The organism is Blautia sp. Marseille-P3201T (assembly GCF_900120295.1).
Taxonomy (GTDB): domain Bacteria; phylum Bacillota; class Clostridia; order Lachnospirales; family Lachnospiraceae; genus Blautia.
In genome coordinates this window covers 244,058-258,611 of sequence record NZ_LT635468.1, presented here as the reverse complement: position 1 = coordinate 258,611, position 14,554 = coordinate 244,058, and the positions used below count along the sequence as shown (strand labels likewise).

Genomic DNA, 14,554 nt, shown 5'->3' with positions numbered 1-14,554 from the left:
CACAGGCAAGTATCGCCCATGAATGTCGAAAACTACCTATATCACGAAAAACAGGTCAGGGTTACAATAGTTATAAAATAAGGGATAGTATAAGCTTTTATAGAAAATAGGAGACAGAAATGGGAAAAGGTTTTTATTTAACACATGAGGCGAAAAGCTGGGAACAGGGACTTCCTGTGGGAAATGGAAGACAGGGAGCAGTGCTTTTGGGCGGAGTGCAGCAGGAACAGATTGTTTTAAATGAAGAAAGTCTGTGGTACGGAGGAAAAAGAGAGCGAGCCGTAGAGGCAGGCAAGGAAAAACTGGAAAAGGTGAGAGAGCTTTTAGAAAAAGGAGAGGCAAGCAAGGCACAGACTTTATGCAGCAGATGGTTTGTGGGAAATCCCAGATATACCAATCCTTATCATCCGGCAGCAGAGGCAGTTCTTACTTTCGAGCCTTTTGGAAAAGTAAAGGAGTATTTTAGAGGAATTGACTTAGAAAAAGGAGAAGCAGGGGTGAAAATCTGCTTTGACAACTGCAAGACAGTAAGAGAGATTTTTTCTTCTGTTAAGTATCAGGCCACTGCTCTGCGGATGGAAACAGACAAAGAACAGGGCATGAGCTTTTCCTTGGGATTAAACCGCAGACCGTTTGAAGAAAATGCCGAAGCAGAGGACAGAGAAATTTCTTTAAATGGACACAGCGGTGACGGAGTGTGCTATGATATAAGGTGCAGAGTGGGGAAAACAGATGGAAGAGTCTGTATAGAAGGTGGATATCTTCTTGTAGAAAACGCCTCTTATGTGGAAATTTTCTTTTGCGTGCGTACAGATTATGAAGGTGAAAAATCTTTAGGTGCGTGCGGCAGGCTTTTACAAGAAGCAGCAAAAGCGGGATTTGAGGAAATTAAGAAGGCGCACATTGAGGAGTATGGAAAGCTCTACAACAGCATGAAGCTGGAGATAGAAGGGGAAGAGGAGCTGGAAAAAACTCCGGCGGATGAGCTTTTAAAACGCTGTGAAGAACCAAAGGTTCAGGGCTATTTAACTTGGCTTATGTTTTCCTACGCCAGATATCTTCTTATCAGCAGTTCCTATGGCTGTGCGCTGCCTGCAAATCTTCAGGGAATATGGAATGGAAGCTTTACTCCTCCGTGGGAAAGCGGATATACCATCAATATTAACCTCCAGATGAATTACTGGATGGCGGACAAAGCAGGATTGGGCGTATGCTATGAGCCGTTCTTCAACTTGATAGAGAAAATGCTTCCAAATGGGCGAAAAACAGCCAAAAAAGTGTATGCTTGCAGAGGATTTGTAGCGCATCACAATACAAATTTGTGGGGAGATACAGATATTACAGGGCTGTGGCTTCCGGCGTTTCTCTGGCCTATGGGCGGCGCATGGATGGCAAATCAGCTTTATCATCACAGTGAGTTTGAGGAAAATAAGAAGGAAATCAGAGAGCGTGTGCTGCCTGTTATGAAAGAATGTATTTTATTTTTCTATGACTATCTTTATCGGAAATCTGATAAAATGTGGATAAGCGGGCCTACGGTATCACCGGAGAATACTTATCGCCTTTTGGATGGTCAGGAAGCCAGTGTGGCTATGGGAGTTGCCATGGACCATCAGATTATTCGTGAGCTTGCGGAGAATTATCTGGAAGGATGCCGAAAATATAGCACAGGTTTGCCGGAATATGAGACAGAAAAAATGGCGCAGGAGATATTAGAACATTTGCCGCCTACCAAGATTGGGAAGTCCGGCAGGATTTTGGAGTGGCAGGAGGAATACGAGGAAGTAGAAAAGGGGCACCGTCATATTTCTCATTTATATGGGCTGCACCCGGGAAGAGAAATTTCAGAGGATACGCCTGCGCTTTTCGAGGCGGCAAAAAGAACTCTGGAATATCGTTTGGAGCATGGAGGCGGTCATACGGGCTGGAGTAAAGCGTGGATTATGTGCTTTTATGCCCGCTTAAAGGACAAGAAAAAATTTGATGAGCAGATGAGACAATTTCTTGCAAACAGTGTGGATGAAAACCTGTGGGATATTCATCCCCCGTTTCAGATTGACGGAAATTTCGGAATGGCAGAGGCAGTATTGGAAGCATTGGCATCCCGAAGGGGTGATGTGGTAGAGCTTCTTCGGATTATTCCTGAGGGAATGGAGACAGGGATGGTGACAGGTCTGTGTCTGGAAGGAAGGCTGAAGGTGGATTTTGCATGGAAATGTGGAAAACTTACAAAAATTTCTCTTTCTTCGGGGAAAACTCAAACCATAGAGCTGCGTTATTGTGGGATACGAAGGAGCGTTACTCTTTTAGAAAACAGCAGATTAGAGCTAGAAGGAGTGGAAAATTATGAATAAAAAAGAATATTTTGAAAGACAGAAAAACAGATATCAAAAGGGCGAGTTGGAATGGTGTGCAAAGGCGGCGAGAGAATATCGCTCGGAAAACACCGACCAGATTATGCGTATTGCAGATGAGGCTGTGCGCTTAGAGTTTATTTTTGACTTACCCTGGGACATGGAGCGTACCTACGAAAAGGAGACGTTTACATATCCCATTAACTGGACGTATATGCCCACAGATGATCCGGAGTTTATTTATCAGATGAACCGTCATCGTTATTTTATCTGTCTGGGACAGGCTTATGCCATGACAGGAGAGGAAAAGTATGCCAAAGCCTTTGTAGATATGATAACAGACTGGATTACAGGCGTACCTCTGACAGAGGAGAGTAAAAAGGTTACATGGAGAGAAATTGAGGCAGGTATTCGTGGGGAAAACTGGACAAAGAGCATCTTATATTTTGAAAACAGTCCGCTGATTGATGACGCTTTTATGGAAATGTTTACAAAAAGCTTAGAGGAACATGGAGAATATCTTCTTCATGCCAGAAGGGGCTTTCAGATTTCCAGCAACTGGGGTGTTATTGAAAACCACGGTTTGCTGTTTATCGGTCTGGCGCTTAATCAGGAGGAATATGTGGAAACGGCTTTAAAGCGTCTGGAGCAGGAAGGGCAAATTCAGGTATTTTCAGACGGCGTACATTGGGAGCAGTCCTGTATGTATCACAATGAAGTTCTGCACTGCTTTTTAGAGAGCGTTCATATTTTACAGGTATGGGAAAGGGAAATTCCCGAAAAGCTTTTAGAAGTTACCCGCCGTATGGCAATGGCAAATGTGGCATGGAAAAAACCGGATGACTGTCAGCCTCTTACCGGAGACAGTGACGAAACTTGTCTGGAGGATATGCTGGCTGCTTCTGCTATTATTCTGGCAAAGGAAGGCTGTCAGGAGGCAGAGGCTTTAAAGGGCTGTGCAGGAGAATATCCGGACTATGAGAGTATCTGGGATTTACGTCAAAAAGGAGCAGATATTTACGACAACATCAATGGACAGACGCCGAAGCAGAAGAATTTTATGCTGGAGGAAAGTGGAAATTATTATGTGCGAAGTAGTTGGGAGCGTGACGGAGAATATCTTCACTTCCGAAACGGCTGCCTGGGCGGAGGACACGGACATAATGACAAGCTGCATCTTGATGTGGTCAGCGAAGGCGAGGACGTACTGGTGGATGCAGGAAGATATCAGTATACTTATCACGAAGAAAACAGGATTTGGCTGAAAAGCGCTTATGCACACAACACGATTTTAGTAGACGGACAGGACTTTATGGAATATACAGACGCATGGGGCAGCCAAAACGCTGTGCCTGAGCTTCGATTTGCACCAAAGGAAAAGAACGGATATCTGGTATTGGAGGGTGCACATACAGGATATCTGCAAGGGGGAGCGCAGGTGCTTCTGAATAGAAAAATAGTCGTATTAGAACCGGGGGTTTATGTGATTGCAGATATGGCGTATACAGGAGAAACACATACATATAGCAGAATTTTCCACTTCAATAATCAGGGACAGCTTGTTTACGAAGACAACAGAATTGTATATAATGGAGAGAAAGCAAAAATGGAACTGGTATTTCCTCAGAAAGACACATCCGTTAAAAAGGTTGAGAGCAAGCTTTCCCGCCATTACAATCTGTGTGAGAAAAACGAAAGTATCTGGGCAGATAGAAAGGGAGAAGGAACAACAGCCATGCTTGCGGTGCTGGCAGGCAGACAGAAGCAGAAGGCAGAGGTGTGTATGCAGCAGGTTTATAATCCTGTACGGGATTGTATGCTGGATGAGAAACAGGCGCAGGGCTTGTATATCCGCACAGATAATCACGAATATCAGTTGATATTCCGATACCGTGATTTGACAGGGCCGCAGGATTTACTTCAGGTGGAGGAGTGTCTGGGAATAGGAAGCCTGTTAATCTGTGCAGATAAAGGAGATACCATTAGTTTCGCATAATATACAGAGGGTGAAAATATGTACAGACTAATGATAGTAGAAGATGAGCAGGCAATCGCACAGGGTATTGCAAACAGCCTGCCGTGGGAAGAGTGGTGCTTTCCGATATCCGTATGCCGAAGATGGACGGGCTTGAGCTAATGAAGCGGCTGAATAAAGAATATCCCCATATCAGAATTGTAATTTTAAGCGGTTACAATGATTTTGAATATCTTCAGACTGCAATTCAGAACGGAGTAAGTGAATACTTATTAAAACCTACGGATATTGATGAATTTGAGGAAGTATTCCGCAAAATGAAAAAGAAGCTGGATGAGGATGTAGAGCGCCGACTTTCTGACGAAGAAGCCAGACAGTTAAGAGAGCAGAAAAGATGTAATGCCTTAATCAAAGGATACGGCTACAACGAAGATGAAATGGAGTAGCTTTTTGAAGGAGAATGTCGTTTCAGCGTTATGTTCTTTTATCTGGAAGACAGTCAGAAAAAGGACAGGAATGTCAATTATCACCTGATGGTACAGGTGTTAAAGGCTTTGCGGGAATATCAACATTTAGATGACATTTCAGGAAAATTTTTTTTGAACTACGAGGAAAGGCTGACAGGAATTTTAATGCTTCCGCCTGATGAAAAAGAGGAAACCTTACGGGAAAAAACAGAGAAATTACTGCAATATGTAAAAGAAAGTACGGGGATTTGCGTGTCCGTGGGTATTAGCAGCTTTTGTGTGGATTATCAGATGCTGCCCCAGTGCTATGAGCAGGCAAAGTGCTGTGTCAGCCAGAAAATCTTTAAAGAGAAAAAAGATTTGATTATGTATTACGATGAAATTCGAGAAGCGGATTTTGATTATTACACTATTTCCTTTGACGATGCAAAGATTATGGAATATATCTTAAAGCAGGAAAAGGAAAAACTGATGGAAGCCTTGGACAGCACCTTTTCTGTTTTTTATGACAGGGTGATTTCCGATTATGGCTATATTAACCGTCTGTGTCTGGAATTGCTGTTTCACATTTCCAGAAAGCTTCTGCGATGCAGTGTGCAGATGGAAAAGGTTATGAAAGAGCAGGGATGCAGATATTCGGATATTTATAAAAAGGATACGTTGAAGGAAAAAAGAGATTTTCTGTATCTGGTGCTGTCAGAGTCTTCCAAAGCCTGCAAAGAGATGAGGGGAGAGAATAAGAAGCGCAGCAGTCTGGCATCTGCTATTCGGGAAATCGTAGATTTGGAATTTACCTCCAATAAAATTTCTCTGGAATATATTGCGGGAAAGGTGCATAAAAATACTGCCTATATTTCCAAAATCTTTAAAAGTGAATTTGAATGTAACTTTAGTGAATATGTAACACAAAAGCGAGTGGAGAAGAGCAAGGAGCTTTTGTCTGACCCATCCCTGAAAATCTATGAGATTGCGGAAGCTCTTGGCTGGGCAGACGTATCAAATTACATTAAAGTGTTTAAAAAGAGCTGTGGCATGAGCCCCAATGAATACAGAAACTTTGTAGAAGGTGCGAGGTCAGGAAGGGAATGAAAAAGAAAAAAACAGGAGCGTTAAAGCGGAAAATGCTCTTTGGCATGCTGTTGATTTTAATTCCGGTGCTGGGCGTGGTGACTCTTTTATTCTGGCAGACAAGGTCTGCTTTAAAAGAGGAGTATATTCGTACTGCCCATCATGATTTAAGAGAAGTGAGCTGAAATGTTGATGAGAAGGTAGATGAAGTGTATGCCATGTCCGATGTGTATGCAGGGACAGATGAGTTCGAGGATTATGCGGAAACCATTTACAGCAAAAGGAGCAGTTCTTATAAAAAAGGAGCGATTGTCCGTATTCATGAGCAGATATTAGAGCCATTGGACAGGCTGAACCGCCGTGAAAAGCTCAGCGCCATGTATACTTGGAGAGGGGAGCTTTTAAATTTCAGAGATCCCAATCAGGATACAGAGGAAACAAAGCATGAGCTGGAAAAAATGCAGGTAAATGATCCGGCAAATTTGATGCGGTTTATCTGGTATCCCGTAAGGGAGAACTTTTTGCTCAGCGATATGCCTGAGGATATTCATGAAAAAATGGCAGTTTTTGTTTCCAGACGTGTGTTTTCCCGTGAACATAACCGTTATGAATATGTGCAGATTTTTGCTCTTGATGAAGGTGTTTTTTATGATTTATATAAAGATAAGGCAAAGGTATTAAGAGGGGAAATCTACATTGTAGACGGAGAGGGAAATATTATTTCCAGCAGTGACGAAGAAACTTTAAAAGAAGGAAAAATTCCCGAAAATTTATTTGTAAAGGTGCGGGACAATACGAAAAAATTCTTTGAAATCGGTAAAAAGGGAAAGAGTTATCTGGTAGATATCAAAAAATCAGAAATCAACGACTGGCGTACGATTATGGCCGTTCCCGAAACACAGATAACGGCTTCCGTGGATAGTTTGTATCTGAAATTTTTTATTATCCTTCTGGTTTCTATGGGTATCAGCGCCTTGCTGATTGTTTACCTTTACAGAAGTTTTATGGAGCCGATTAACAAGCTGAATATTTCCATGAAAGAGGTTTATAACGGCAACTTAAATGCTTATGTAGAGTTAAAGGAGCACCCCAGAAAAAATGAAATCTATGACATGATGGTCTATTATAACTCCATGCTGAAGCGGATTAATACCCACATCATTGAGGGATTAAAGGCAGACAGGAAAAAGAAAGAGCTGGAACTTGAGGTATTGATGAGTCAGATAAATCCTCATTTCCTGTATAACACATTGGAAAATATTGTGTGGAAATCCAACGAAGCCCGTCGTCCGGATATTGGCAGAATGGCGGCAAGTCTTGGCAGAATGTATCGCCTTTCCATAAGCGGAGGACAGGTTATCGTGCCTATGGAGCATGAAATAGAACATCTCATGGCGTATGTGAAAATCCAGAAAAACCGTTATGGAGACAGTGTGGAATTTGAATTGCAGACAGATATGGCACAGGTTCACGAGCTGTATTCCCTGAAAATTCTTCTTCAGCCCATTGTGGAAAATTCTTTCTTATACGGAACGGAAGGTCTGGAAAGACCTATGAAGGTTCGTCTTTCTATTCACGAAAGAGACGGATGGGTTTGGATAAGAGTGGTAGATAACGGCTGCGGAATGGATAAGGAACGTTTGGCACAGGTGCGAAGCCAGATTAAAAAAGGCAGAAAAAACACAGAAGAAAAAGCGCCCAGAAGTACGGGAATTGGACTTCACAGCGCACAAATGCGTATTCGTCTTTACTTTGGCATAGAGGATGCTGTGTCTATATACAGCAAAAAGGGTATGGGAACACTGGTCGTTGTAAAAATTCCTGTGATTACCAAAGAGGATGTGGACGAGAGCGGAAATTTGAAAGAAAAACAAAAATAACCAATGGATATAAAAAACCACCTATATAAATTCTAGGCTTCACAAGATAAAATAAAGATATCAGAAAAGAAGTGAGAGGTGGAATTTTATGAAAAAGAATTCAGCAGTAAAAGTGAAAACCTCCGTAGCACAAAAGAAGGAAAACAGAAGTGGATGGATGTTTATTATACCATATTTGATTTTCTTTACAGTGTTTACAGCCGTGAATTGTTTGATACGGTAAAATCCCTTCAGCCGGATTGTATTGTAAGTGGAAGAATAGGAAATGATTTAGGAGAATATATGACAACCAGCGACAACTTCCTTCCACGTCTTTCCTATGAAGGAGACTGGGAGCTTCCCGCTACCTTAAACGACACATGGGGGTATAAAATAGGAGACGAAAACTTTAAAAGTCCGGATGAGGTTATCCGTCTGCTCTTAAAAGTAGTAAGCAGAGGGGGAAATTATTTGCTGAATATCGGTCCTGACGGAACAGGAGCAGTGCCAAAGGGAAGTCTGGACGTTTTAAATGAAGTGGGTAAATACGTAAAGGAAAACGGCGAAGGGATTTTCGGAACAAAGGCAATGCCATATTACCCTTATGAGCTGGACTGGGCAGAGCTTACCAGAAAGGAGCATAAGCTCTATGTGCACGTATTGAAGAAAAGAGAATATATTGAGCTTCCAAACATTGCCAATTATTCTGTAAGTGCTAAAGTTTTAAAGAATGACAGAGCTTTAGAACCGCAAAATACGTTAAACTGTGAGGAAATATCTACGATTGTCATTCATTTGCCAAAAGATTTATGGAAAGAAACCAATTACTGTGTGGAGATTACTCTTCAGGAAGAAGGCTTGGAGTTCTTGTCTTTGTAAGCTTGAAGAAATGCTTCTTGCTCCTTGTCTGAAAGCTCTTTGTCAAAGCTTGTCTTTGCCATGGGGAGGCAAAGGATACAAAGAGTAAAAAGAATAAGGAGAAGGAATAATAAAAAAAGCATAAAAACACCTCCGATACATAAAAATACTTTTCAATCTTAACAATAGGATATGTAAATAAAGGGAAAATATGTGAAAAACATCTCTGGAATTATAAAAAAAAGCGTGATAAAATAAAAAATCGTGAAATAAGAATGAAGAAGGAAAGGGGAAGAAGGATGACAAATGACATGACATCGGGAAGTCCCATAAAGCTGATTATCAGATTTATGATTCCAATGTGTTTAGGAAATATTTTTCAGCAGTTTTATAATATTGCGGACTCCATTATTGCAGGACAGTTTTTGGGCGTAGATGCTCTTGCAGCTATTGGAAGTACCGGTTCTTTAATCTTTTTGGTTACAGGCTGGTTAAACGGGCTTACCAGTGGATTTTCTATATGGGTTGCCCAATGGTTTGGAGCCGGAAAGCTGGATAGAATGAGACATTATATCGCTATGTCCGTCTACATCTGTGTGGGCTTTGTTGTAGTGATGACAGGAGGGCTTTTAATTGCCAATGAGCCGATTTTGCGCCTGATGAATTCACCGGAGCATCTTATGGGAGATATCAGCAGCTATATGGCAATTATTTACGCCGGTCTGGCAGTTACCTGTGCTTACAATGCCCTTGCCGGTGTGCTAAGAGCGTTGGGAGACAGTAAGTCACCCTTGTATTTTTTGATTATATCTGCGGTGATTAATGTAGTGCTTGACATTGTATTTATTGTGGTGTTCCACATGGGTGTGGAAGGCTGCGGTTATGCTACGGTAATTGCACAGGGAATATCTGCGTTTTTGTGTTTCCTGTATATTCTTAAAAAATTCGATGTTTTGAAGTTAAAAAAGGAAGATTTTCATTTCTCCATGAGTACAATCAACAAGCTGCTTGGACTTGGAATTCCTATGGCATTACAGTTTTCCATTACTGCTATCGGAACCATTATTGTGCAGGGAGCTATTAACGTATACGGCGCAGTGAGCATGGCGGGATTTTCCGCAGCAGGAAAAATTCAGAATATCATTTGTACCGTATTCGTGTCCTTTGGCGCTACCATTGCTACTTATGTAGGGCAGAACCGTGGAGCAGGCAAGATGGACAGAGTGAGAAAGGGCGTATATCTCACACAGGGAATGATTTTAGTTACCAGCTTGATTATGATGGTGCTGGTTCATTTCTTTGGAGAATATCTGATATTGATTTTCGTGAAAGCATCTGAGACAGATGTTTTAAAAGCAGCAGGAATTTACTTCGAAACCGTTGTATGGGCATATCCGTTTTTAGGAAGTATTTTCCTTTACCGAAACGCATTGCAGGGTATGGGATACGGACTTGTGCCTATGATGGGAGGCGTATTCGAATTGGTTGCCAGAGCCGGAATTGTTTTTCTGGTGGCAGGAAATACCAGCTTTGCAGGAGTATGTATGGCAGACCCGGCGGCATGGATTGCAGCGCTGATACCACTGATACCATATTACTTCTGGATTATGAAGAAAAAAGAAAACAGATAGAGAAAAAGTCAGAAAGCCATGATGCTGTGGGGGAGCGGTATTGTGGCTTTTTGTATCTTATGCAGATGCACTCAAACATGGCTTTCAAAACATCACTATACTCGAAAAAACTGCGAAAATAGGACTAATCATTTGCTGTTGGAATACTGAGTGTGTATCTGAGAAGATAGCTATACGTTAATGGAAGAAATAAAGCTGAAAGGAATTAAAGAGGGAAATGTAAGAGATATTAAGCTGATGATTGCGGATTTTAAAGCATGTTATGTGATGAAATGCAGATAAGGATTAGTGTTTTGTAAGTAAAGGACAAGAATAGGAGAATGGATGTGTTGGGATGAAATATAGAGTATGTAGCTAATAGTTTACTCTTTTTGCGCTTAAAAAGTCAATGAACATTCTGTGAAGAAAGGGGAAATAAATAGAGAACTTTTTATGCCCTGTCCAAGAAGGAAAATGTCTGGAAACTTGTTTTTTTCTTTGCTATACTATATGTTATAGAATTCCTCTGTAAGATGGAGGAAAAAGTATGGATACATTATTAAAGAACCTTACAATTAAAAATAATTTTATGTTTGCAGCAGTGATGTCAGATGAAGAAAACTGCAAAGGCTTTTTGGAACGTGTTCTTCCTATAAAAATTGACCATGTGGAAATCAGTACAGAGAAAAGTATTGTTTATCATCCGGAGTATAAAGGTGTTCGTTTAGATGTTTATGCAAAAGATGAGAAAAATACCCGCTATAATGTAGAAATGCAGGTACTAAAGCAACCGGCATTGGGGCGCAGAAGCCGTTACTACCAAAGTCACATGGATATGGATATTTTAGTCAAGGGATGTAACTATGCAGAGCTTCCCGACAGCTATGTAATTTTTCTCTGTGATTTTGACCCTTTTGGTGCAGGAAAATATCGTTATACGTTTCAGATAACTTGCAGGGAAGCGGAAAATATTCTTTTAAAGGATGGACGTTGTATTGTGTTTTTAAATACTCATGGAGAGAATTCAAAAGACGTACCAAAGGAATTGGTTTCTTTTCTGGAATTTGTACATGCAGACTTAAAAGAAAGTCAGAAGGATTTTCAAGATGATTATGTAAGGTAAGTGCAGAAATCAGTCACCCATATCAGGGAGAGCAGAGAAATGGAGGAAAGATTTATGCTTTTAGAACTATTGCTGGAAGATGAACGTAGAGAAGGACAACTAAAAATGGCAAAGGAGATGCTTGAGATGACTTTAAGCAGACTTGGACGATTACCCAATAGTCTTCTGGAAACTCTGCATCAGCAACAGGATATAGAAAGGCTTAAAGCTTGGATGCAGACAGCATTAACGGCTCAATCACTGGATGAATTCATTTCTAAGATGTAATATTTAGAAGTAAAATCAAATCTGAAATACCTGCAAATCTTTAGTGCTTATGGGGTTTGCAGGTAATCAAAACATTTCAATACCATTTCAGGTAAAATTTCAGGAAAAGCAGAGGAATTCTATTTTAAAATCCCCCTAAAATATGCTCTAAAAAGTAATTTGAAAAAAATAAAAAAAATTTTAAAAAAGTACTTGCATTTTTAAAAACAATGATATATAATATATTTTGTTGTGAGGCACAACAAAAAACATTGGGCTATCGCCAAATGGTAAGGCAACGGACTCTGACTCCGTCATTTCAAGGTTCGAATCCTTGTAGCCCAGCTTTTAATCCCAGACAAAGCGTCTGGGATATTTTTTTGTTTCATAGAAAAGAATAGGGGGATAATGATTATGAAATATTCTTTTGACAGCAGAATACGTTTCAGCGAGACAGGGGAGAATAAATGTCTTACCTTAAATGGAATTATCAATTATTTTCAGGATTGCAGTACATTTCAATCAGAGGATATCGGTGTTGGTATGAAATTTCTGGAAGAGAGACATCAGGTATGGGTGCTTTCCGCATGGCAGATTGTGGTGGAACGTTATCCTAAGCTTTGCGAAAAAGTTACAATATCTACGTGGCCTTATGAGTTTAAGCATTTTCTGGGAAAAAGAAATTTTGCCATGGAGGATGAAAATGGCAATAAAGTAGCCTATGCGAATGCTCTATGGACACTTCTGGATTTGAATACAGGTCATCCGGTGAATGTGGATGAAACTCAGATTAAAGCTTATGTGTTAGAGGAAAAGCTGGATATGGAATATGCACCCAGAAAGATAAGGATGCCAAAGGAATACAAAGAATTTCCTTCATTTCAGGTGAAAGCACATCATCTGGACACCAATCATCATGTAAACAATGGTCAATATGTGCTGATGGCGCAGGAATATATTCCGGCAGATTTTGCAGTAAAACAAATGCGGGCAGAATACAAAAGTCAGGCAGTTTTGGACAGTGTGATAATACCGAAGGTACATGAAGACGAAGAAAACGGAATTTACACAGTGGGTCTGGACAGTCCCGATGGAGAAACTTATGCGATTGTGGAGTTTCGGTAGATAAATTTATTGTGTAAAGAAATGTTCTATGATATGCTTGAAATACAGCAATCAGTTAAGAGAAATATAGAGGAGAATTTATGATAGAATTAGGAAAAAAACAGGAGCTGACAGTTGCAAAACTGGTAGATTTCGGTGTTTATTTAGGTGAAACAGAAAATGCAGGGGAGAAGGAAACTGTTCTTCTGCCGAAAAAACAGGTTCCGGAAGGAACACAGAAGGGCGATAAGATTTCTGTATTTATTTACAAGGACTCATCAGACCGTTTGATTGCCACTGTGAGAGAGCCGAAAATTACTTTGGGAGAAATTGCAGTGCTCCGTGTAGCACAGGTGACAAGAATAGGAGCATTTTTAGACTGGGGCTTGGAAAAAGACCTTTTCCTTCCATATAAACAGCAGACAAAAAAGCTCCATGAAAACGAAGAAGTTCTGGTGGCATTGTATATTGATAAGAGCAGCCGTCTTTGTGCTACCATGAAGGTGTATCATTATTTAAGAACAGACTCACCTTATGGAGAGGGCGATACAGTAACCGGTGTTGTTTATGAAATCAGCGATAATTTCGGTGTTTTTGTGGCTGTGGATGATAAATATTCTGCCATGATACCAAGACAGGAAGCACAGGGGAATTATAAACCGGGAGATGAGCTGACCTGTCGTGTGACAGCGGTACGTGAAGACGGAAAACTGACACTGAGCGCTAAGAAGAAAGCGTATATGCAGATTTATGAAGATGCAGAAAGTGTTTATGAAATCATTCAGGAATTTGACGGGGAACTGCCTTTTGACGATAAGGCAGACCCGAAGATTATTCAAAGAGAATTTGGACTCAGTAAAAATGCTTTTAAGCGTGCAGTGGGGCATCTGTTAAAAGAGAATAAAATCGAAATAAAAAATGGGAAAATTTCTATACGGTAAGACTTTTCCAATGGGAAAGATTATGGTATAATGTTTGCACGATGTGCAAACCAAGCCGATAAAATCGGCTTGCCGCCACAAGGTGTCGGATTATACCGGCAAGCCACGACTTGTCGAGAAAATGCTCTAACGAGCGCTTCCTCGCCTGCGTACGTGGTAATGTTTGCACGATGTGCAAACCAAGCCGATAAAATCGGCTTGCCGCCACGAGGCGTCGGATTATACCGGCAAGCCACGGCTTGAAAAGTAAATACCCTATCGGGTGCTTCCTTTTCTGCGCACGTGGTATAATTGTAAAATGTTTAAGTAAAGTATAATTGTAAATGTCCAGAAGGAGGAAAATAAGTGGACTCGATAGATTATTATGACCGGTACGCAGTACCTTATTATGAAGAAACAGTAGAATTTGGCATGGAGGAGCAAATTAAACGTTTTGTTGAATTGCTTCCGGAGAGTGCAGATGTTCTTGATTTAGGTTGTGGATCGGGGAGAGATACAGTATGCCTTGAAGAAGAAGGCTGTGTCGTTACTGCTATAGATGGTTCTGAAAAAATGTGTGAACTGGCAAGCATTCATACTGGAAAAGAAGTGCTTCATCTTAGAGTGGAGGATATGGAATTTGAAGATGTTTTTCACGGGATTTGGGCCTGTGCTATTTTAGGGCATTTTTCACCGGATAGAGTGAAGGATATTATGGCGAAAATCCTGAGAGCATTAAAGGATGATGGGATTTTGTATTTTTCTGTTCAAAAGGGAGACCGAAACGGTAACTACAATGGCAGATATTTCTATGACTATGACAGAGAGGCTCTTAATGATCTTTTGGACTCTTTTTCGAATATAAAAGTATTGGATATATGGAAAACCAGTGATGTCAGAACGGATAAGAGTAATCGTTGGTTTAATGTTCTGCTTCGCAAGGAAAAGCAAGACGAATAAAGGAGAGATA

General features: G+C 40.7%; 11 protein-coding genes, 1 tRNA gene and 1 pseudogene. All 13 read left to right on the top strand.

All coding sequences use genetic code 11. The features are described 5' to 3' along the window. Positions 1 to 119: 119 nt before the first annotated feature. The 13 genes and pseudogenes from BQ7352_RS04195 to BQ7352_RS04145 all read left to right on the top strand — a co-directional run bounded on the left by BQ7352_RS04195 (position 120) and on the right by BQ7352_RS04145 (position 14,544). Positions 120 to 2,354: a glycoside hydrolase family 95 protein gene (locus BQ7352_RS04195; protein WP_072447219.1), complete on the top strand. Its 2,235-nt coding sequence runs from the start codon at positions 120 to 122 to the stop codon at positions 2,352 to 2,354. Next, entirely contained in the window at positions 2,347 to 4,350 is a 2,004-nt protein-coding gene (locus BQ7352_RS04190; protein ID WP_072447217.1) for an alginate lyase family protein, read from the top strand. Before BQ7352_RS04195 ends, BQ7352_RS04190 begins: the two co-directional genes overlap by 8 nt. Before the next feature lie 83 nt (positions 4,351 to 4,433). Next, positions 4,434 to 4,775, top strand: coding sequence for a response regulator (locus BQ7352_RS14750; RefSeq protein WP_242948521.1), 342 nt, complete (start codon positions 4,434 to 4,436; stop codon positions 4,773 to 4,775). A gap of 30 nt (positions 4,776 to 4,805) precedes the next feature. Continuing rightward, entirely contained in the window at positions 4,806 to 5,885 is a 1,080-nt protein-coding gene (locus BQ7352_RS04185; RefSeq protein WP_242948520.1) for a helix-turn-helix domain-containing protein, read from the top strand. Beyond that, complete coding sequence (locus tag BQ7352_RS14495; protein ID WP_159430627.1) at positions 5,882 to 6,049, top strand: hypothetical protein; 168 nt, start codon at positions 5,882 to 5,884, stop codon at positions 6,047 to 6,049. The genes BQ7352_RS04185 and BQ7352_RS14495 overlap by 4 nt, the downstream gene beginning before the upstream one ends. A 33-nt stretch (positions 6,050 to 6,082) precedes the next feature. After that, on the top strand, positions 6,083 to 7,744 hold the full coding sequence (locus BQ7352_RS14745) for a sensor histidine kinase (protein WP_242948519.1): 1,662 nt from the start codon (positions 6,083 to 6,085) through the stop codon (positions 7,742 to 7,744). 78 nt (positions 7,745 to 7,822) lie between these two features. Beyond that, positions 7,823 to 8,602: an alpha-L-fucosidase gene (locus tag BQ7352_RS04175; RefSeq protein ID WP_242948518.1), complete on the top strand. Its 780-nt coding sequence runs from the start codon at positions 7,823 to 7,825 to the stop codon at positions 8,600 to 8,602. Positions 8,603 to 8,856: 254 nt separating this feature from the next. Beyond that, the gene (locus tag BQ7352_RS04170) at positions 8,857 to 10,212 is read left to right on the top strand and encodes an MATE family efflux transporter (protein ID WP_072447214.1); all 1,356 of its coding nucleotides are present in this window, start codon (positions 8,857 to 8,859) and stop codon (positions 10,210 to 10,212) included. A gap of 526 nt (positions 10,213 to 10,738) precedes the next feature. Next, a pseudogene (locus BQ7352_RS04165) lies at positions 10,739 to 11,581 on the top strand (Rpn family recombination-promoting nuclease/putative transposase). 252 nt (positions 11,582 to 11,833) lie between these two features. Continuing rightward, positions 11,834 to 11,905, top strand: a tRNA-Gln gene (locus BQ7352_RS04160). A 69-nt stretch (positions 11,906 to 11,974) separates the two neighbouring features. Beyond that, positions 11,975 to 12,685, top strand: a complete 711-nt coding sequence (locus BQ7352_RS04155; RefSeq protein WP_072447212.1) for an acyl-[acyl-carrier-protein] thioesterase — start codon at positions 11,975 to 11,977, stop codon at positions 12,683 to 12,685. 80 nt (positions 12,686 to 12,765) lie between these two features. Next, positions 12,766 to 13,605: a CvfB family protein gene (locus tag BQ7352_RS04150; protein WP_072447209.1), complete on the top strand. Its 840-nt coding sequence runs from the start codon at positions 12,766 to 12,768 to the stop codon at positions 13,603 to 13,605. Positions 13,606 to 13,950: 345 nt separating this feature from the next. Further along, positions 13,951 to 14,544: a class I SAM-dependent methyltransferase gene (locus BQ7352_RS04145; protein ID WP_072447208.1), complete on the top strand. Its 594-nt coding sequence runs from the start codon at positions 13,951 to 13,953 to the stop codon at positions 14,542 to 14,544. Positions 14,545 to 14,554: the final 10 nt, after the last annotated feature.

Excerpts from the sequence above, each read along its gene's own strand:
- BQ7352_RS04150 (WP_072447209.1), top strand. The coding sequence starts at position 12,766 with ATGATAGAATTAGGAAAAAAACAGGAGCTGACAGTTGCAAAACTGGTA.
- BQ7352_RS04155 (WP_072447212.1), top strand. The coding sequence starts at position 11,975 with ATGAAATATTCTTTTGACAGCAGAATACGTTTCAGCGAGACAGGGGAG.
- BQ7352_RS04190 (WP_072447217.1), top strand. The coding sequence starts at position 2,347 with ATGAATAAAAAAGAATATTTTGAAAGACAGAAAAACAGATATCAAAAG.
- BQ7352_RS04185 (WP_242948520.1), top strand. The coding sequence starts at position 4,806 with ATGTTCTTTTATCTGGAAGACAGTCAGAAAAAGGACAGGAATGTCAAT.
- BQ7352_RS14495 (WP_159430627.1), top strand. The coding sequence starts at position 5,882 with ATGAAAAAGAAAAAAACAGGAGCGTTAAAGCGGAAAATGCTCTTTGGC.
- BQ7352_RS04170 (WP_072447214.1), top strand. The coding sequence starts at position 8,857 with ATGAAGAAGGAAAGGGGAAGAAGGATGACAAATGACATGACATCGGGA.
- BQ7352_RS14745 (WP_242948519.1), top strand. The coding sequence starts at position 6,083 with ATGTCCGATGTGTATGCAGGGACAGATGAGTTCGAGGATTATGCGGAA.
- BQ7352_RS04195 (WP_072447219.1), top strand. The coding sequence starts at position 120 with ATGGGAAAAGGTTTTTATTTAACACATGAGGCGAAAAGCTGGGAACAG.